The sequence below is a fragment of the Staphylococcus sp. GDY8P196P genome (genome assembly GCF_017891705.1).
In the GTDB taxonomy this organism is placed as follows: Bacteria; Bacillota; Bacilli; order Staphylococcales; family Staphylococcaceae; genus Staphylococcus; species Staphylococcus ureilyticus.
Map to the genome: position 1 here is coordinate 34722 of NZ_JAESJS010000018.1, position 19292 is coordinate 54013.

General features: G+C 36.2%; 18 protein-coding genes, 2 tRNA genes and 1 pseudogene. 10 read left to right on the forward strand and 11 right to left on the reverse strand.

The window, feature by feature from the left end; all coding sequences use genetic code 11:
* The 6 genes from KA814_RS10145 (at position 1) to KA814_RS10170 (ending at position 6687) form a co-directional block, all read left to right on the forward strand.
* Positions 1 to 2178, forward strand: coding sequence for a CD3337/EF1877 family mobilome membrane protein (locus tag KA814_RS10145; protein ID WP_000804748.1), 2178 nt, complete (start codon positions 1 to 3; stop codon positions 2176 to 2178).
* Positions 2175 to 3176: a bifunctional lytic transglycosylase/C40 family peptidase gene (locus tag KA814_RS10150; RefSeq protein ID WP_000769868.1), complete on the forward strand. Its 1002-nt coding sequence runs from the start codon at positions 2175 to 2177 to the stop codon at positions 3174 to 3176. Before KA814_RS10145 ends, KA814_RS10150 begins: the two co-directional genes overlap by 4 nt.
* Positions 3173 to 4105 carry a conjugal transfer protein gene (locus KA814_RS10155; RefSeq protein WP_001224318.1) on the forward strand — a complete coding sequence of 311 codons (933 nt, stop codon included), beginning with the start codon at positions 3173 to 3175 and terminating at the stop codon, positions 4103 to 4105. Before KA814_RS10150 ends, KA814_RS10155 begins: the two co-directional genes overlap by 4 nt.
* Before the next feature lie 283 nt (positions 4106 to 4388).
* Positions 4389 to 4466 carry a tetracycline resistance determinant leader peptide gene (locus KA814_RS10160; RefSeq protein ID WP_078372222.1) on the forward strand — a complete coding sequence of 26 codons (78 nt, stop codon included), beginning with the start codon at positions 4389 to 4391 and terminating at the stop codon, positions 4464 to 4466.
* Between the two features lie 15 nt (positions 4467 to 4481).
* Positions 4482 to 6401 (forward strand): tetracycline resistance ribosomal protection protein Tet(M), encoded by a 1920-nt coding sequence (gene tet(M), locus KA814_RS10165; RefSeq protein ID WP_000691749.1) that lies wholly within the window; start codon positions 4482 to 4484, stop codon positions 6399 to 6401.
* Positions 6402 to 6519: 118 nt separating this feature from the next.
* Positions 6520 to 6687: a cysteine-rich KTR domain-containing protein gene (locus KA814_RS10170; protein WP_000336323.1), complete on the forward strand. Its 168-nt coding sequence runs from the start codon at positions 6520 to 6522 to the stop codon at positions 6685 to 6687.
* A 59-nt stretch (positions 6688 to 6746) separates the two neighbouring features.
* On the opposite strand, the gene KA814_RS10175 is transcribed toward KA814_RS10170, so the two are convergent.
* The gene (locus KA814_RS10175) at positions 6747 to 7100 is read right to left on the reverse strand and encodes a helix-turn-helix transcriptional regulator (RefSeq protein ID WP_001227347.1); all 354 of its coding nucleotides are present in this window, start codon (positions 7098 to 7100) and stop codon (positions 6747 to 6749) included.
* Between the two features lie 504 nt (positions 7101 to 7604).
* On the opposite strand from KA814_RS10175, the gene KA814_RS10180 reads away from it, so the two are divergent.
* The 4 genes from KA814_RS10180 (at position 7605) to KA814_RS10195 (ending at position 10217) form a co-directional block, all read left to right on the forward strand.
* Positions 7605 to 8027 carry a sigma-70 family RNA polymerase sigma factor gene (locus KA814_RS10180; protein ID WP_000804885.1) on the forward strand — a complete coding sequence of 141 codons (423 nt, stop codon included), beginning with the start codon at positions 7605 to 7607 and terminating at the stop codon, positions 8025 to 8027.
* A complete protein-coding gene (locus KA814_RS10185) occupies positions 8024 to 8254 on the forward strand; it encodes a helix-turn-helix domain-containing protein (RefSeq protein ID WP_000857133.1) in 231 nt (76 codons plus the stop codon). The genes KA814_RS10180 and KA814_RS10185 overlap by 4 nt, the downstream gene beginning before the upstream one ends.
* Before the next feature lie 460 nt (positions 8255 to 8714).
* Positions 8715 to 8918, forward strand: a complete 204-nt coding sequence (locus tag KA814_RS10190; protein ID WP_000814511.1) for an excisionase — start codon at positions 8715 to 8717, stop codon at positions 8916 to 8918.
* Between the two features lie 81 nt (positions 8919 to 8999).
* The gene (locus KA814_RS10195; RefSeq protein ID WP_001291561.1) at positions 9000 to 10217 is read left to right on the forward strand and encodes a tyrosine-type recombinase/integrase; all 1218 of its coding nucleotides are present in this window, start codon (positions 9000 to 9002) and stop codon (positions 10215 to 10217) included.
* A 178-nt stretch (positions 10218 to 10395) separates the two neighbouring features.
* Here KA814_RS10195 and KA814_RS10200 read toward each other — a convergent pair whose 3' ends face one another.
* From KA814_RS10200 to KA814_RS10240, 10 genes and pseudogenes are all read right to left on the reverse strand, one after another.
* Positions 10396 to 10662, reverse strand: a complete 267-nt coding sequence (locus KA814_RS10200; protein ID WP_210122750.1) for a hypothetical protein — start codon at positions 10660 to 10662, stop codon at positions 10396 to 10398.
* 373 nt (positions 10663 to 11035) lie between these two features.
* Positions 11036 to 11218: pseudogene (locus KA814_RS13680) on the reverse strand (type I restriction-modification system subunit M); the annotation flags it as partial.
* Positions 11219 to 11295: 77 nt separating this feature from the next.
* Complete coding sequence (rlmH, locus tag KA814_RS10205) at positions 11296 to 11775, reverse strand: 23S rRNA (pseudouridine(1915)-N(3))-methyltransferase RlmH (protein WP_046207193.1); 480 nt, start codon at positions 11773 to 11775, stop codon at positions 11296 to 11298.
* Positions 11776 to 12516: 741 nt separating this feature from the next.
* On the reverse strand, positions 12517 to 13317 hold the full coding sequence (locus KA814_RS10210; protein WP_107360062.1) for an MBL fold metallo-hydrolase: 801 nt from the start codon (positions 13315 to 13317) through the stop codon (positions 12517 to 12519).
* 425 nt (positions 13318 to 13742) lie between these two features.
* A complete protein-coding gene (locus tag KA814_RS10215) occupies positions 13743 to 14525 on the reverse strand; it encodes a two-component system regulatory protein YycI (RefSeq protein WP_046207191.1) in 783 nt (260 codons plus the stop codon).
* Entirely contained in the window at positions 14526 to 15866 is a 1341-nt protein-coding gene (locus KA814_RS10220) for a YycH family regulatory protein (protein ID WP_070038552.1), read from the reverse strand.
* On the reverse strand, positions 15856 to 17688 hold the full coding sequence (walK, locus tag KA814_RS10225; RefSeq protein WP_046207189.1) for a cell wall metabolism sensor histidine kinase WalK: 1833 nt from the start codon (positions 17686 to 17688) through the stop codon (positions 15856 to 15858). Before walK ends, KA814_RS10220 begins: the two co-directional genes overlap by 11 nt.
* A 13-nt stretch (positions 17689 to 17701) precedes the next feature.
* Positions 17702 to 18403, reverse strand: coding sequence for a response regulator YycF (gene yycF / locus KA814_RS10230; protein WP_019468531.1), 702 nt, complete (start codon positions 18401 to 18403; stop codon positions 17702 to 17704).
* Between the two features lie 561 nt (positions 18404 to 18964).
* A tRNA-Asp gene (locus KA814_RS10235) sits at positions 18965 to 19037 on the reverse strand.
* Between the two features lie 6 nt (positions 19038 to 19043).
* Positions 19044 to 19118 (reverse strand) — tRNA-Glu (locus KA814_RS10240).
* Positions 19119 to 19292: the final 174 nt, after the last annotated feature.

Below are 19292 nucleotides of genomic sequence, written 5' to 3' on the forward strand. Positions count from 1 at the left end.
GTGAAACCATCAATAGTAAACAGAATAAAATCAAACTGGACGCTGAAACGTCTAGGTAAAGTGGCAATGACAGTGGCTTTCACACTTGTGATTGCCATTTTTCTTTTAGCCATGCTGGGAACGGTGGTTCAAGCTGCGGGCTTGGTAGATGATACGGTCAATGTGGCAAATGAATACAGCCGATACCCACTTGAAAACTATCAACTGGATTTTTATGTGGATAATAGCTGGGGCTGGCTTCCGTGGAACTGGTCGGACGGGATTGGAAAACAGGTCATGTATGGACTATATGCCATTACCAATTTTATTTGGACAATCAGTTTGTATGTTTCCAATGCGACAGGTTACTTAGTACAGGAAGCCTATTCCTTAGACTTCATTTCCGCTACAGCAGATTCCATTGGTAAGAATATGCAGACCTTAGCTGGTGTGAGTGCAAACGGATTTTCAACAGAGGGTTTCTATGTTGGATTCCTCTTACTCTTGATTTTGGTTCTTGGGGTTTATGTTGCCTATACGGGACTGATAAAGAGAGAAACCACAAAGGCAATTCATGCCATTATGAATTTTGTGCTGGTGTTTATCCTATCGGCTTCCTTTATTGCCTACGCTCCCGACTACATTAAAAAAATCAATGACTTTTCATCAGACATCAGTAATGCCAGTTTATCACTTGGCACGAAGATTGTCATGCCCCATTCCGATAGTCAAGGCAAGGACAGCGTGGACTTAATCAGAGATAGCCTGTTTTCCATACAGGTTCAGCAACCGTGGCTACTGCTTCAATACAACAGTTCAGACATTGAAAGTATCGGTATTGACCGTGTGGAAAGCCTGCTCTCCACCAGCCCAGATTCCAACAATGGCGAAGACAGAGAAAAAATTGTTGCGGAAGAAATTGAAGACAGAAGCAATACCAATCTAACCATTACAAAGACCATTAACCGTTTAGGTACAGTCTTCTTCCTATTTGTCTTCAATATTGGGATTTCCATATTTGTATTCCTATTAACAGGAATCATGATTTTCTCGCAGGTACTTTTTATCATCTATGCTATGTTTCTGCCTGTGAGCTTTATTTTAAGCATGATTCCATCATTTGATGGTATGTCAAAACGAGCCATAACAAAGCTCTTTAATACCATTTTGACACGAGCTGGAATCACATTGATTATTACGACAGCATTTAGTATTTCAACCATGCTCTATACCTTATCGGCTGGTTATCCGTTCTTTTTGATTGCTTTTCTACAGATTGTGACCTTTGCAGGAATCTACTTCAAGCTGGGCGATTTAATGAGTATGTTTTCTCTACAGAGTAACGATTCTCAAAGTGTGGGAAGTCGTGTGATGAGAAAACCTCGTATGCTTATGCACGCTCACATGCACCGTCTACAGCGGAAACTTGGACGTTCCATGACTACTCTAGGGGCTGGGTCTGCCATTGTTACAGGTAAAAAAGGACAGTCGGGTTCGGGGAGTTCTGCAAGGACACAAGCAGATCACTCCCGACCAGACGGAAAGGAAAAATCAACACTTGGAAAACGTATCGGTCAAACCATCGGTACAGTAGCTGATACCAAAGACAGAATGGTAGACACTGCTAGTGGTTTGAAAGAACAGGTTAAAGATTTGCCGACCAATGCAAGATATGCAGTATATCAAGGAAAATCCAAAGTAAAAGAGAATGTCCGTGATTTAACCAGTAGTATTTCTCAAACCAAAGCGGACAGAGCCAGTGGACGCAAGGAACAGCAGGAACAAAGGCGAAAAACCATTGCGAAGCGTCGCTCTGAAATGGAACAGGTCAAACAGAAAAAACAGCCTGCTTCTTCTGTTCATGAAAGACCGACTACAAGACAAGAACAATATCATGATGAACAGACCTCAAAACAGTCTAATATTCAGACTTCATATAAGGAATCTCAACAAGCCAAACAAGAGCGTCCAGCAGTTAAGTCCGATTTTTCAAGTCCAAAAGTGGAACGCCAAGGCAATACCGTTCAAGAAAAAACCGTTCAAAAGCCAGCAACTTCAACCACTACAGCAGATAGAACTTCACAACGTCCAATCACAAAAGAACGTCCGTCTACTGTTCAAAGAGTACCACTACAAAATACAAGAAGTAGACCACCAATCAAAACCGCCACCATTAAGAAAGTCGGTAAGAAACCATGAAGTTGAAAACTTTAGTGATTGGTGGTTCTGGATTATTCTTGATGGTCTTCTCACTGCTTCTGTTTGTTGCCATTTTATTTTCAGATGAACAGGACAGCGGAATTTCCAATATTCATTATGGAGGTGTGAATGTTTCCGCAGAAGTGCTGGCTCATAAGCCTATGGTAGAAAAATATGCCAAAGAATATGGCGTTGAAGAATATGTCAACATACTTCTTGCGATTATACAGGTGGAATCGGGCGGTACTGCGGAAGATGTTATGCAGTCCTCGGAATCCCTCGGTCTTCCACCTAATTCATTGAGTACAGAAGAATCCATTAAGCAAGGTGTGAAGTATTTCAGTGAATTATTAGCCAGTAGCGAAAGGCTCAGTGTAGATTTAGAATCGGTTATCCAGTCCTACAATTATGGTGGTGGTTTCTTAGGGTATGTGGCTAATCGTGGAAATAAATATACCTTTGAACTGGCTCAAAGTTTCTCAAAAGAGTATTCAGGTGGCGAAAAAGTGTCTTACCCCAATCCCATAGCCATACCTATCAATGGGGGCTGGCGATACAACTATGGCAATATGTTTTATGTGCAACTGGTAACGCAGTATCTTGTCACAACAGAGTTTGATGATGATACGGTACAAGCCATCATGGACGAAGCACTGAAATATGAGGGCTGGCGATACGTTTACGGTGGAGCTTCCCCGACTACTTCTTTTGATTGTAGCGGACTGACACAATGGACGTATGGAAAAGCTGGAATTAACTTACCACGAACCGCACAACAGCAATATGATGTGACCCAGCATATCCCACTATCGGAAGCACAAGCTGGCGATTTGGTTTTCTTTCATTCTACCTATAACGCTGGCTCTTATATTACTCATGTTGGGATATACCTTGGCAATAACCGTATGTTTCATGCAGGCGACCCAATCGGTTATGCCGACTTAACAAGCCCCTACTGGCAACAGCATTTAGTGGGAGCAGGACGAATCAAACAATGAGAAAGGAAGATTTAATGATGAAATTTAGAAAAAATCAGAATAAAGAAAAACAGATACCAAAGGAAAAGAAACCTCGTGTCTATAAGGTCAATCCTCATAAAAAGGTTGTGATTGCCTTGTGGGTACTTTTAGGGCTTAGTTTCAGCTTTGCGATATTCAAGCACTTTACAGCTATAGATACTCATACTATTCACGAAACAACTATCATAGAAAAGGAATACGTTGATACTCATCATGTAGAAAATTTTGTAGAGAACTTTGCGAAAGTCTACTATTCATGGGAGCAATCCGATAAGTCCATTGATAATCGAATGGAAAGTCTAAAAGGCTATCTGACAGATGAACTTCAAGCTCTCAATGTTGATACAGTACGCAAAGATATTCCTGTATCGTCTTCTGTAAGAGGATTTCAGATATGGACGGTAGAGCCAACTGGCGACAATGAGTTTAATGTAACCTACAGTGTAGACCAGCTCATTACAGAGGGAGAAAATACAAAGACCGTCCACTCTGCTTATATAGTGAGTGTCTATGTAGATGGTTCTGGAAATATGGTACTGGTTAAGAATCCGACCATTACCAACATACCTAAGAAATCAAGTTATAAACCAAAAGCCATTGAAAGTGAGGGGACGGTTGATTCCATTACAACCAATGAAATCAATGAGTTTTTAACGACGTTCTTCAAGCTCTATCCTACAGCGACAGCCAGTGAACTTTCCTACTATGTGAATGACGGGATATTAAAACCAATCGGAAAAGAGTACATCTTTCAAGAACTGGTAAATCCTATTCACAATCGTAAGGATAATCAAGTCACGGTATCGCTGACAGTGGAGTATATCGACCAGCAGACCAAAGCAACGCAGGTATCTCAATTTGATTTGGTACTTGAAAAGAACGGGAGTAATTGGAAGATTATAGAATAACAAATATTGGTACATTATTACAGCTATTTTGTAATCACGTACTCTCTTTGATAAAAAATTGGAGATTCCTTTACAAATATGCTCTTACGTGCTATTATTTAAGTATCTATTTAAAAGGAGTTAATAAATATGCGGCAAGGTATTCTTAAATAAACTGTCAATTTGATAGCGGGAACAAATAATTGGATGTCCTTTTTTAGGAGGGCTTAGTTTTTTGTACCCAGTTTAAGAATACTTTTATCATGTGATTCTAAAGTATCCGGAGAATATCTGTATGCTTTGTATGCCTATGGTTATGCATAAAAATCCCAGTGATAAGAGTATTTATCACTGGGATTTTTATGCCCTTTTGGGCTTTTGAATGGAGGAAAATCACATGAAAATTATTAATATTGGAGTTTTAGCTCATGTTGATGCAGGAAAAACTACCTTAACAGAAAGCTTATTATATAACAGTGGAGCGATTACAGAATTAGGAAGCGTGGACAAAGGTACAACGAGGACGGATAATACGCTTTTAGAACGTCAGAGAGGAATTACAATTCAGACAGGAATAACCTCTTTTCAGTGGGAAAATACGAAGGTGAACATCATAGACACGCCAGGACATATGGATTTCTTAGCAGAAGTATATCGTTCATTATCAGTTTTAGATGGGGCAATTCTACTGATTTCTGCAAAAGATGGCGTACAAGCACAAACTCGTATATTATTTCATGCACTTAGGAAAATGGGGATTCCCACAATCTTTTTTATCAATAAGATTGACCAAAATGGAATTGATTTATCAACGGTTTATCAGGATATTAAAGAGAAACTTTCTGCCGAAATTGTAATCAAACAGAAGGTAGAACTGTATCCTAATGTGTGTGTGACGAACTTTACCGAATCTGAACAATGGGATACGGTAATAGAGGGAAACGATGACCTTTTAGAGAAATATATGTCCGGTAAATCATTAGAAGCATTGGAACTCGAACAAGAGGAAAGCATAAGATTTCAGAATTGTTCTCTGTTCCCTCTTTATCATGGAAGTGCAAAAAGTAATATAGGGATTGATAACCTTATAGAAGTTATTACTAATAAATTTTATTCATCAACACATCGAGGTCCGTCTGAACTTTGCGGAAATGTTTTCAAAATTGAATATACAAAAAAAAGACAACGTCTTGCATATATACGCCTTTATAGTGGAGTACTACATTTACGAGATTCGGTTAGAGTATCAGAAAAAGAAAAAATAAAAGTTACAGAAATGTATACTTCAATAAATGGTGAATTATGTAAGATTGATAGAGCTTATTCTGGAGAAATTGTTATTTTGCAAAATGAGTTTTTGAAGTTAAATAGTGTTCTTGGAGATACAAAACTATTGCCACAGAGAAAAAAGATTGAAAATCCGCACCCTCTACTACAAACAACTGTTGAACCGAGTAAACCTGAACAGAGAGAAATGTTGCTTGATGCCCTTTTGGAAATCTCAGATAGTGATCCGCTTCTACGATATTACGTGGATTCTACGACACATGAAATTATACTTTCTTTCTTAGGGAAAGTACAAATGGAAGTGATTAGTGCACTGTTGCAAGAAAAGTATCATGTGGAGATAGAACTAAAAGAGCCTACAGTCATTTATATGGAGAGACCGTTAAAAAATGCAGAATATACCATTCACATCGAAGTGCCGCCAAATCCTTTCTGGGCTTCCATTGGTTTATCTGTATCACCGCTTCCGTTGGGAAGTGGAATGCAGTATGAGAGCTCGGTTTCTCTTGGATACTTAAATCAATCATTTCAAAATGCAGTTATGGAAGGGATACGCTATGGTTGTGAACAAGGATTGTATGGTTGGAATGTGACGGACTGTAAAATCTGTTTTAAGTATGGCTTATACTATAGCCCTGTTAGTACCCCAGCAGATTTTCGGATGCTTGCTCCTATTGTATTGGAACAAGTCTTAAAAAAAGCTGGAACAGAATTGTTAGAGCCATATCTTAGTTTTAAAATTTATGCGCCACAGGAATATCTTTCACGAGCATACAACGATGCTCCTAAATATTGTGCGAACATCGTAGACACTCAATTGAAAAATAATGAGGTCATTCTTAGTGGAGAAATCCCTGCTCGGTGTATTCAAGAATATCGTAGTGATTTAACTTTCTTTACAAATGGACGTAGTGTTTGTTTAACAGAGTTAAAAGGGTACCATGTTACTACCGGTGAACCTGTTTGCCAGCCCCGTCGTCCAAATAGTCGGATAGATAAAGTACGATATATGTTCAATAAAATAACTTAGTGTATTTTATGTTGTTATATAAATATGGTTTCTTGTTAAATAAGATGAAATATTTTTTAATAAAGATTTGAATTAAAGTGTAAAGGAGGAGATAGTTATTATAAACTACAAGTGGATATTGTGTCCTGTATGTGGAAATAAAACACGATTAAAGATAAGGGAAGATACTGAATTAAAAAAATTCCCCCTCTATTGTCCGAAATGCAGACAAGAAAATTTAATTGAAATAAAGCAGTTCAAAGTAACTGTGATTACAGAGCCAGACGCAAAGACGCAGAGCCGATAAAATGAGATTAATACAATCTCATTTTATCGGCTCTTTCCGTTATGTATGGATTCTTTTAATTAGTCTTCGATGTTTCTTGCTTCGTTGATACCGCTGGCTAAAGATTCCATTAAGGATAGTTCTTTGTCTGTAAAGCTATCCATGTATTTCTCTATCTGTAATCGTCGGGTGCTTTTTACCAAGTTATTAGCAGGTAAGAAAAATTCATCAACGGAAACATGAAGTAACGATACAAGGTCATAAAGAACTTGTATGCTGGGGTGTTGCCCTTTATTTTCAATATTAGTTAAGTACCGTGGGTCAATTTCAATCAATGCTCCCACTTGTTCACGAGTTAAACCTCGTTTCAATCGAGCTTCTTTAATGGCTAAACCAAAGGCTCTAAAATCATATTTATCTTCTTTTTTACGCATAGTAGACCACCTCTATACATTTTATTGTTCCTACTGAATTAAAAACAGGTATAGAAAAACGTGTTATATGGTTTATAGGTTTATATTTAATAAAAAGCACTACTAAACGCCAATAAAAAAAACCGTTATATGGTAGTGCTATTTACGCTGTTAAAATATTGTATATTACTTCCAAATGGCGGTTTGTTGGAGGTCAACGTCGCCATGAAGTACATCATATACAATAAATTTCCTTACATTGGGTTCTTGTCAAAAAAAGTCGTCTATCTGCAATAGATAAGTACGTCCACCAATGTGGTTTTATAAATCATATAGATAGAATAACAGAAGCATGTAAACAGAGAAATAAATCTGTTTATATGCTTTTTTGGCTATTCAGAACTTTTTTACAAAGTTTATTTATCAGTAATGCAACAAATCCCCCTTTCACATTGGGACTAAGAGTGAAAGGAGATAAACGAGCAAGGCTCACTTCCTTTCCTAGACAGAAAGGGGGTGAGAAACATGAAACCATCTTCTTTTCAGACCACAATAGAAAATCAGTTTGACTATATCTGTAAACGTGCTATGGAAGACGAGCGAAAGAATTATATGCTTTATCTTTCAAGGATTGCAAAGCGTGAGGTGTCCTTTTCGGATGTTGGCGATTATCTTGTTAGCCAGTTTGCGACAACAGATAACTATTCAACTGACTTTCAGATTTTTACACTCAATGGGTTATCAGTAGGCGTTGAAAATGATTTGTTGAGTGAAGCATTACGTGAGTTGCCAGACAAGAAACGTGAAATTCTACTGCTGTTTTACTTTATGGACATGAGCGATTCAGAAATTGCAGACCTGTTGAAATTGAACCGTTCTACTGTCTATCGGCATAGAACCAGTGGACTAGCCTTAATTAAAAAGTTTATGGAGGAATTTGAAGAATGAAAACACAATATCCTATGATTCCCTTTCCTCTCATTGTAAAGGCAACAGATGGCGATACCGAAGCGATTAACCAGATTCTACATCATTACAGAGGGTACATAACGAAGCGTTCCCTACGACTTATGAAAGATGAATATGGCAATCAAAGTATGGTCGTTGATGAAGTCTTACGTGGAAGAATGGAAACCAGACTGATTACAAAGATTTTGTCATTTGAAATTAAGTAATATCCTCTCTCCTTTCGTGGAAGCGTGCTAAACCATTCCACGCTTCCCGAACAGGGAGGTTTGTTATTCCACCAAAGCATATTGAGCTTTCAATGTGTTTTGATAGGCTAACGAGCCATTGTTCTTTGAAAACTGAATAAAAGTAATCGAATACGTTTCGATAAGAAAAGAGCCAACGGAACTAACCGCCATGACCTATCTTATAAAGATAGCGAGCGATTCATGTTAGTGATCCGAGAAGCAATCTTTAGCAGGATTGCCTGCAACGACATTCTTATCGTGATAATGATACTCCCATACAGTCAATAGTCCGAGCGTGATAAAACCGTCGCAGGCAATGAGTATGGCTACATGAGAACCATGCAGGGGTGGAACTCCCGTGAGCTTTGCTAAAGCTGTTCGATTGCTGGTAAAACAACTTTTATGAAATCCAAATAAGTGATTTGGAAAGGAGGATTTTATGAAGCAGACTGACATTCCTATTTGGGAACGTTATACCCTAACCATTGAAGAAGCGTCAAAATATTTTCGTATTGGCGAAAACAAGCTACGACGCTTGGCAGAGGAAAATAAAAATGCAAATTGGCTGATTATGAATGGCAATCGTATTCAGATTAAACGAAAACAATTTGAAAAAATTATAGATACATTGGACGCAATCTAGCGTCGCCAAAGGGTCTTGTATATGATAAAATAGTATTAAGTCGTATCAAGGCTCTTTCCATAAAGGAAAGGAGCAAATGCCATGTCAGAAAAAAGACGTGACAATAAAGGTCGAATCTTAAAGACTGGAGAGAGCCAACGAAAAGACGGAAGATACTTATACAAATATATAGATTCATTTGGAGAACCGCAATTTGTTTACTCGTGGAAACTTGTGGCTACAGACCGAGTACCAGCAGGAAAGCGTGATTGTATCTCACTTAGAGAGAAAATCGCAGAGTTACAGAAAGACATTCATGATGGTATTGATGTTGTAGGAAAGAAAATGACACTCTGCCAGCTTTACGCAAAACAGAACGCTCAAAGACCAAAGGTTAGAAAAAACACTGAAACTGGACGCAAATATCTTATGGATATTTTGAAGAAAGACAAGTTAGGTGTAAGAAGTATTGACAGTATTAAGCCATCAGACGCTAAAGAATGGGCTATTAGAATGAGTGAAAATGGTTATGCTTATCAAACCATCAATAACTACAAACGTTCTTTAAAGGCTTCATTCTATATTGCTATACAAGATGATTGTGTTCGGAAGAATCCATTTGACTTTCAACTGAAAGCAGTTCTTGATGATGATACTGTCCCTAAGACCGTACTAACAGAAGAACAGGAAGAAAAACTGTTAGCCTTTGCAAAAGCTGATAAAACCTACAGCAAAAATTATGATGAAATTCTGATACTCTTAAAAACAGGTCTTCGTATTTCAGAGTTTGGTGGTTTGACACTTCCAGATTTAGATTTTGAGAATCGTCTTGTCAATATAGACCATCAGCTATTGAGAGATACTGAAATTGGGTACTACATTGAAACACCAAAGACCAAAAGTGGCGAACGTCAAGTTCCTATGGTTGAAGAAGCCTATCAAGCATTTAAGCGAGTGTTAGCGAATCGAAAGAATGATAAGCGTGTTGAGATTGATGGATATAGTGATTTCCTCTTTCTTAATAGAAAGAACTATCCAAAAGTGGCAAGTGATTACAACGGCATGATGAAAGGTCTTGTTAAGAAATACAATAAGTATAACGAGGATAAATTGCCACACATCACTCCACATAGTTTGCGACATACATTCTGTACCAACTATGCAAATGCAGGAATGAATCCAAAGGCATTACAGTACATTATGGGACATGCTAATATAGCCATGACGCTGAACTATTACGCACATGCAACATTCGATTCTGCAATGGCAGAAATGAAACGCTTGAATAAAGAGAAGCAACAGGAGCGTCTTGTTGCTTAGTAGTACAAATGAATTTACTACTTATTTACCACTTCTGACAGCTAAGACATGAGGAAATATGCAAAGAAACGTGAAGTATCTTCCTACAGTAAAAATACTCGAAAGCACATAGAATAAGGCTTTACGAGCATTTAAGAAAATATAAAAAGATAATTAGAAATTTATACTTTGTTTATGTCTAATAAAAATTATTTTCTAATTCGAACACTTCTGAATCTAATTTATAAAATCCATCTTGTAAAGATCCAATTTTAAAACACACACATTCCTCATCCTCATGTTCTAATAACGATTCGAATGTTATTTTAAAAGTTTTTTTTAACCTATATGATCCATTAGTTTTTAATGCCCTAAATAATTCCTCTTTAAAGTTTGGATAATTATATATATAATAATTTATTATTAATGTGTCTTCATTTTTTTGAATTCTTAAAGTTTCACTCATTTATTATACTTCCTTTTCTCATTTTTACTCATCCTTAACTTTAAAATTTTCAATTAAAAATAATATTTCTTTTAATTCAATATTATTTTTAATCAAATACACTGCTTCATTATAGTAATTTATATATCCTTCTTTGTCGTTAACTAATATGCTTGCGACAAAATAAAGTACTTATCTTTCTCCGTCACTCATTAGATTAAAATCATAGTATTTATTATTGTCTCAAAAATAAATATAATTTTTTGGATGACAATCTTTTTTTCTTTGATATTTCAATGTTGTTTCTAAATTTATTTCTTCTTTAATAGTATCGCCTATTTACATATTATATTCATCAATTAAATAATTTAGTGAATAGCGCGTTTCTCGCATATTAGTTTGTCCAATCATATTTTAACACTCCGAGTTTTTTAAGATATTCTTTGATTTTTGATTCAACTTCTGCAATATCTTTATCAATTTCTAACAGTTGTTGTTGAACTAAGTCTAAGTTAATCAATTATTCTTCTTCAAATGTTTCGACATCTTTTGGAATATGTAAGTTATAGTCATTATCTTTGTGAAGTAACATATTCATTCGTACTAAATTGGAGGTTGTATTATTATATTATTGTTCATTTAACAAAAACCTCATCACTTATGATATGCTTCACCACGCATGATTTTAAACGCACGGTAGACTTGCTCGATTAAGACGACGCGCATCATCTGGTGTGGAAATGTCATTTTACTGAATGATAGGGCGTAGTCGCTTCTGTTTAAGACGTCTTGATGCAAGCCATTGGAACCACCGATAATAAATGTGAAGTCGCTTTGACCGCGTGTCATGCGGCTTTCTAATTCTTTAGCAAGTCCTTCAGAAGTCAGCATATTGCCTTTTATTTCTAAGGTAATGACTGTGGATTGTGGTTTTACTTTTGCTAGTAAGCGTTGGCCTTCTTTTTCTTTCACTTGTTCAACTTCTTTGTCACTCATATTTTCGGGTGCTTTTTCATCTGGTACTTCGATAATTTCAATTTTGGAATATGCACCTAAACGTTTTTCGTATTCAGCAATTGCTTGTTTCCAGTATTTTTCTTTTAATTTGCCAACTGCAAGTATAGTAATTTTCATAATTTGCCTCCTGTAAAAGCTTAAAAATCAATAGTTATTAGACTTATCCACAAGTTATACACTTATTCACACAATTCCCTCTTATTATAACAGGAATGTATACGATAATTTAAAATAATTTACGTTTTTTTCACAAGTAGCGGTGGATAACCTGTTTATTTGTGGATAACCCTGTGTATAATGTGGGTATTTCTATGTTAATTGTGCACATCTCTGGATAACTTTGGATAAATACGTGGATAAGTTGCCGATTGTCTTACATACTTATTCACAAAATTTACGCTTATTTTACAAAATATCATGTTCGTTCAAGCTATTAGGTAAGTTATCCACTGTTTATAAATTATAAGGTAAATGCATATATGTAACTACTTTAATGGACTAATCATTTTATAAAAATCGCTTGTTAAACAAACCTCTAATTTAGTTAAAATGATTTCATTGTGTCATCACAGCAAGATGACTAGCGTTAAAGTGAGACTAAGCTAAGGCTCATGCATAAGTCTCCGATAACTCAATAATATGAAAACTGGTGCTTTAACTAGATTTACGTTTAGCCATCGTGTTAAAAAATACTCAATTTTACTCCATATGCTAACTACGACTTGCATCATCTTCAGCAAATCCATCAAAATCATCTATCTATTCAAACATGCCATTTCAACAATAGCTTACAGTAGTCTTGGATTAATGCACAAAAAAGCCCTAACCGCTTCTTCAATGAAGGGCAAGGGCTTCTTACTATAGTGTGTATATTGGTGTGGCTTGAGCTTTGTCTGTGTCGCAGAGGAGCACTTCTTTCTCTGTATCGATGTCGTGTTCGTTTAGGACTTGGCCAACGCTCATGCGGGCAAGATCTTTCATGTTGTTGTCTTGTGATAAGTGGGATAGATAGATGCGTTTCGTGTTGCCTGTAATGACGTCTGTCATGGCAAGCCCTGCATCTTCATTAGATACGTGTCCCATATCACTAAGGATACGTTGTTTTGTCTTCCATGGATAGCCGCACATACGAAGCATGTCAACGTCGTGATTACTTTCGAATACGAAAGCATCACTGCCTTGAATCATGCCTTTCATGCGATCTGAAACGTAACCTGTGTCTGTAAGTATCGTGAATTTTTTATAATTATTATGGAAGATATAAAACTGTGGATCTATGGCATCGTGAGACACGTTGAATGATTCAATATCAAAGCCTGCAATAGACTTAGTCTCGTATGGATTAAAAATGAATTTCTGATCCATTGGGATTTTACTATCTTTCTTTTCAATCGCTGTCCATGTTTTTTCGTTTGCGTATATTGGCAATCCGTATTTACGCGCTAAGACACCGAGGCCTTTGATATGGTCGGAATGTTCATGTGTTACTAAAATGCCGTTTAAATGCTTAATTTGTTTGTCGATCTGGCCAAACAGTTCTTCCATTTTCTTACCTGTCAGGCCTGCATCGACGAGAATACTACCTTTATCACTTTCTACATAAGTGGCGTTTCCTGTACTACCACTCGCTAAGACACTCATTCGTATCAAGCGATTCACCCTTTCTAATCGATAAACACTCGTTGCTTATAATTTGTATAGGCAGTCTACGGTTTATGTGACCTCAACATGCCCTCTGTCTAATTATTAAAGTTTTTTATATCTGCTGAAACTGTTTTTTAAATTATGTACTTTTGAACTATCCTATGTGGTACATATTTATGTTTACATGCGTTCATCTTAAATCAACGCAGTTGGTTTATAACTTTGATTTAACAATAATCTATTTTAACATACTTTGTAGCTTAAATTGAATTTAATGTTTAATGTGGTGTCTTGTTTTTTAAAATACTGTGTCTCAAAGTACAAAATAAAAGAGCGGATATACTTTTGATTTCGTATATCCGCTCTCTTATTTTTATGATAAATCTTTCAATACTCACTAAACGTTGTGCTTGCGTGAAGTCATAAACGCTATGTTTGCACTATTCTTCAACTATCTTTGGACTGTCTGAAATGGCTTCGACGTAATATGTCTTGGATTCGTCTTTATGTTTTACTTTGATTTCCCAATTGGCTTCTAGTACTTGCACGTTAGGCTCTTTAACGACGGTATAATAGCCGAGTCGGACGTTGGTCACTTCATCGTTTCTTTTAAGATAACGATTATAATACAGTGCTTCTATCGAACTTCTCGCAGTATTTACTTGTTTCTTATCGTTGTTTGCACCTTCTGATGGCTCTATCGATTTCATAGCGGTTTGTCTGTAACTCGACGCTTTACCATCGTCATTGATATTAAATTTAAGTTGTGCTTTACTATTGTTCATTATTGGAAAATCGTTGTAAGTCTGTTCAAAGGTGACGTGTTTATCGTCAATTTTACTCATTTCGTAATTTTGGCCTTTAAAGATTTTATCTTTAACATATGATTTTAAATCTGTGTATTGGTCATTACTCACATCAATCGGGTCATTGATTTCACCTTTGATTTTTTGACCGTCTGCTTCGCTTGAAATACTTGAACGTGCTTTTGCATAAGATGAAAAATCATTAGATCTTGCAGTGAGTAATTGCATTTCTATATTTTTAACGCTTGGCAAATTTTCAGGAATTTCTATTTTTTCTTGTTTAAAATTCACTGCATTTTCTTCAGCGCTATCGTTAATATGAGATTTATTGACTTTATCAATATAAATGATGATAAGGCTAATATTTACTAGAATAAATACAAAAATAAATAACGTTTTCGTGTGTTTCCAGTTCATTTATTCTAGCCCCCCATCTTTGTATGCACGCCACTTGTCATCGTACTCTACATACCAACATGGCTTAAATTCACTGTTGCGCTGGATTTCTATATCTCCGTTGTCCTGTTTATCTTCCATTCGGTAACCAATCGTCATGTTGGTAACCTTTTCGAAATCTATTTCAGGATTATTGGCGAGTTCCGTACGCACAGTTTCAGCACCTGGCAGGTTGACTTCTTTTTCGCCACTATCAATCGTCACATTCGCTTTTAATAACGTACGCGCATAGCCGTAAATACCTTTATTGCCCCAAGAGACTTTCAATGTATTTAAATCGTCGTCGTTAAACGTTGGTCGTCCATTCAAGAACATTTGATAAGTCAGATCGCCACGTTTGTCGTCCGTATGGAACAATCTGAAATCATCTGTAAAACCACCGTGATTATTGATGTATGCATAGGTACTTGGAATGCTTTCTTGCATGTTTGTTGAACGGTTTTCATCTTCTAATAGATTTGTGTAGCGATATTTTTCGGTTTCATCGTTGTAATTGGCTACACCTGTATTATTGTTGTAAGTGACTGAGCCACTTCTTGAGCTACGCACTACAACAGAATCGTTAAATAGTATTGAATTCATGGTATCCACACTAATGTGATTATAGATTGTATGGTAGGATTTTTGTCCTTTTGGTGACTTCGGTGCAAAGATATGTGTCGCTTTATCTATCGTATCTTTATTGGTAATAATTTCTGTGTAAGGTTGCATATGTTTATGCTGCTTTTCCAATGCTTCCGTGAATTTATCTGCCTTAACCGTTGTCGTCATACGTACAACATTGTGTCTATCTTTACTTATCGCATAAAGTTTAATTTTGCCATCTTGATTGTTATCTATTAACAGGCGATCAAATTTAAAGTTGTTGGGTACTTTGGCATTAATATTTAAAACTTGACCTAAATATGTAGCGAGTGGCATATCATAGGTGAAGTCCAATACTAAAAATTCATCGCTCAAGTCTGGAATAATTAAATTATGATTGCTATGCATTTGTTCCGCGTGTAATACACGATGATTTTTTAAGGGTTTAATTGTTTCTTCGACATTGCTGCGTGTTGCTTCCATACCTTCTGTGCTTTCACCTTTTGAGTGAATGACTTGATATGGTGTAATTACTTGTGGCATGCCTTGTTTCAAAGGTTTACCGATTGTGTTTGATTTCGCTTCTTTTTTACTATTATCTTGTTTATCTACATTAGCCAAATCGGGTGAAAAGTTCCATGTCATATAAGTTAAAATCGCACTCATGAGTACTAAAAGAAATAGGATAATAGATTTAATTAGCTCTTTACTCTGCATCCCAATCACCATCTTCTAGTACTTCACATGGAAGCGTAATAAAGATTGACGTACCTTGTCCTTCTACACTATTTGCCCAAATGCGACCATTATGCGCTTCGACGATTTCTTTAGAAATGGCTAAACCTAATCCTGTACCACCCATTTTTCGTGTCCGTGCTTTATCTACACGATAGAAACGGTCAAAGATTTTATCTACTTTATTGATAGGGATACCAATGCCGTTATCTTTAACGCGAATAGTCATACGATTATACAGTGAGTTCTGTTTCACGTGAAACTCAACGCGTTTATCGCCGCGTGAATACTTCATAGCGTTGGTAATGACATTATCAAACACTTGTGTCATCTTATCTGGATCAATTTCTGTAAAGATGGTTTGTTTTGGAATTTCACGTACAAATGTCGTATCTTTCGCCGACATTTCATGACGGTTAATGATTTTATTGATAAACATGTTAAAGTCGACAATTTCTTTGGTAATCTGATCTGATTCGTTATCCATTTTTGATAATTGTAATAAATCGTTAACGAGTCGAATCATACGTTCCGTCTCTTCACGTGTTACTGATAGGAATTGTGGGGCTAACGCATCATCTTTCCATGCACCGCTTTCTAATGCTTCGATATAACTATTCATGGACGTTAACGGCGTACGTAATTCATGTGAAACATTTGCGACGAATTCGCGACGTTCTTGTTCCACTTGTTGTTGTTCTGTTACGTCGTGAAGTACAGCAATATAGCCTGTAACGAAGCCAGTCTCTTGTACGATTGTACTGAAGTTTACACGAGCAATAATGCCTTCACTTTCATTGATATCTAATAAGAAACTATCATTATTTTCTTGAATTTCATCTAATGAAAAGTCTTCTTCTAATTTAAGCATATTTAACATGTAATGACCGATAATTTCTTCTTTCATCATGCCTAGCATCGTTAATGCCATATCGTTGACAATACGCACACGGCCACGACGATCAGTTGCGATAATACCATCACTCATATGTGTAATAACAGAGTCTAAGCGTCGTTTTTCACTTTCCGTATTTGCTTGTGCTTCTTGTACACGCTTGGATAAATTATTAAAGGCTAGTGCAAGTTCACCAATTTCATCATTACCGTAAATTTTAACACGTTGCGTATAGTTACCTTTAGACATCTCAACAGTTTGGTTACGCATATCAGTAATTGGCTTTGTGATTGTGCGCGCAATAAAGAAACCTAATATCACAGTAATTAATAGCGAGATGCCTGTCCCAACAATAAAGATTTGGTTGATGTTGCTCAATTGGTTGTAGACATCATTGATATCTGCTTCTATATAAACATCACCAATTGTCCCATCATCTGATGTCTTCACAGGTAAATTGTAGACCCACACACGTTGTTTACCATTACCATAGTCTTTCAATACCGTATGGCTATTAATTTCTCCTAGAGATAGCGCTTTTTGTATCGAGCTGTCATTAGCTTTTTGATTTATTAGACTACGCGTAGACTGCTTTGAGGTAGCCATGATAATTTGATCTTTATCAATAAAACGAATTTCTTCTATTTCTTGTCTATTAGCATACTCATTCAATAAATTTTGTACTTCTTTTTGTGCATTGACCGAGTTGTCTTCGTCATAGACTTTTTCTATATTAATTTCTATTTGTTTCGCGTATTGCGAGATATTATTTTTAAATGTTTGTGTTAATTCTTTTTCTAGACTATTGGTAAAGTATAAACCGATAATCTGCATACCGATTACGATTAACAATACATAGACAATAACAAGTTTCGTGTGTAGAGATTGAAAATGTTTAAGCCACTTCATTTAATATTGTCCCCTAATCATGTTGTTGGAGGAAGTATCCAACACCACGGCGTGTCACTATATATTCTGGATGTGATGGATCGTCTTCAATTTTTTCACGTAAGCGACGAATCGTTACGTCTACTGTACGTACATCACCAAAATAGTCATAGCCCCAAACAGTTTGTAATAAATGTTCACGTGTCATAACTTGACCCATGTGTTTAGATAAATAATGGAACAGTTCGAATTCACGGTGTGTTAATTCAATATCTGTACCACGTTTTTTAATAGAATATGCATCTGGATAGATAACAATATCTTTTATTGTAATTTCATTAGATGCATCGTTCACTTCTTGTGCTGGTTGTGAATAATGACGACGTAAGTTTGCTTTGACACGCGCAATTAATTCACGCGTGCTAAATGGCTTCGTCACATAGTCATCGGCACCAAGTTCAAGACCCAACACTTTATCGATTTCTGAGTCTTTTGCGGTTAGCATAATAATTGGCATTTCATATTTTTTGCGTACTTCACGGCACACTTCCATGCCATCGCGACCAGGTAACATAATGTCTAATAAGACAATGTCTGGTTCTTCATCATATATTAAATCTACTGCGTCATTGCCATCATATGCACAGAATACTTCATAACCTTCTTTTTTTAAGTTGAACTCTAAAATATCAGCAATTGGTTTTTCGTCATCTACTACCACAACTTTTCTAGCCATATTTATAAACCTCATTTCTAAATTGTAGTACGTTTACATATTTTTCTACGCATTTCTCTATAATATAATTTACCATTTATAGCGTGCTAATTCTATTTTTCTAAACAAAAAAATAAATTGGTATATTGTAAAATTATAACATTTTTTACTATTAATAGGTTAATAATAGATATATTAAGCCTACACAACATGATATCACTGTGCGACTATATTGCCCATAGTCTATAAAAAAGTGATACATATCTCAGCAAGGTTCATGTTATTTTGACTAAGATTATTTTGAGATACCTTTGTCATATTTTGAACATGAGTCATCTATACTGGAAATGTATCACGTTTACAACGATACTTTTATGAACTGAGCTAATTTGCACTAACATGAATTATTTTAAAGTCTACATTTTAAATTGACCATTCACCTAGCATCAGTTCGTTATGCACACGAAGGCGCTCACTTTAAAATTCATGCATCCATAACTACTACCTTCAATTGAATTGAGTTTGAAATATGTAGCTTAGAAAATTGCACAAAAAAATGCCCATCCTATTGGATGGGCAATACGGTCTCGACGGGAATCGAACCCGCGATCTCCTGCGTGACAGGCAGGCGTGTTAACCGCTACACTACGAGACCTAAAAATGGTGACTCCTACGGGACTCGAACCCGTGTTACCGCCGTGAAAGGGCGGTGTCTTAACCGCTTGACCAAGGAGCCTCTCTTAAGCACAAGATAAATTATATCAACTCTCATTATGGTTGACAAGCTATTTTTTAAATTTATTTAGTATAATTTTCTATCATTAATGTATAAAGTAAGAAAATAATGCTCAACGCTGACAAATCAGTATTTTATCTGCTTTATAACTTATTTTTTGAGCATCAATACTCT

Bases quoted from the DNA above. Each gene is read 5' to 3' on its own strand.
- KA814_RS10190 (WP_000814511.1), top strand. From the start codon at position 8,715: ATGAAGCAGACTGACATTCCTATTTGGGAACGTTATACCCTAACCATT.
- walK (WP_046207189.1), bottom strand. From the start codon at position 17,688: ATGAAGTGGCTTAAACATTTTCAATCTCTACACACGAAACTTGTTATT.
- KA814_RS10220 (WP_070038552.1), bottom strand. From the start codon at position 15,866: ATGCAGAGTAAAGAGCTAATTAAATCTATTATCCTATTTCTTTTAGTA.
- KA814_RS10185 (WP_000857133.1), top strand. From the start codon at position 8,024: ATGAAAACACAATATCCTATGATTCCCTTTCCTCTCATTGTAAAGGCA.
- KA814_RS10215 (WP_046207191.1), bottom strand. From the start codon at position 14,525: ATGAACTGGAAACACACGAAAACGTTATTTATTTTTGTATTTATTCTA.
- rlmH (WP_046207193.1), bottom strand. From the start codon at position 11,775: ATGAAAATTACTATACTTGCAGTTGGCAAATTAAAAGAAAAATACTGG.
- KA814_RS10195 (WP_001291561.1), top strand. From the start codon at position 9,000: ATGTCAGAAAAAAGACGTGACAATAAAGGTCGAATCTTAAAGACTGGA.
- KA814_RS10180 (WP_000804885.1), top strand. From the start codon at position 7,605: ATGAAACCATCTTCTTTTCAGACCACAATAGAAAATCAGTTTGACTAT.
- KA814_RS10155 (WP_001224318.1), top strand. From the start codon at position 3,173: ATGAGAAAGGAAGATTTAATGATGAAATTTAGAAAAAATCAGAATAAA.
- yycF (WP_019468531.1), bottom strand. From the start codon at position 18,403: ATGGCTAGAAAAGTTGTGGTAGTAGATGACGAAAAACCAATTGCTGAT.
- KA814_RS10175 (WP_001227347.1), bottom strand. From the start codon at position 7,100: ATGCGTAAAAAAGAAGATAAATATGATTTTAGAGCCTTTGGTTTAGCC.
- KA814_RS10160 (WP_078372222.1), top strand. From the start codon at position 4,389: ATGCCTATGGTTATGCATAAAAATCCCAGTGATAAGAGTATTTATCAC.
- KA814_RS10200 (WP_210122750.1), bottom strand. From the start codon at position 10,662: ATGAGTGAAACTTTAAGAATTCAAAAAAATGAAGACACATTAATAATA.
- KA814_RS10150 (WP_000769868.1), top strand. From the start codon at position 2,175: ATGAAGTTGAAAACTTTAGTGATTGGTGGTTCTGGATTATTCTTGATG.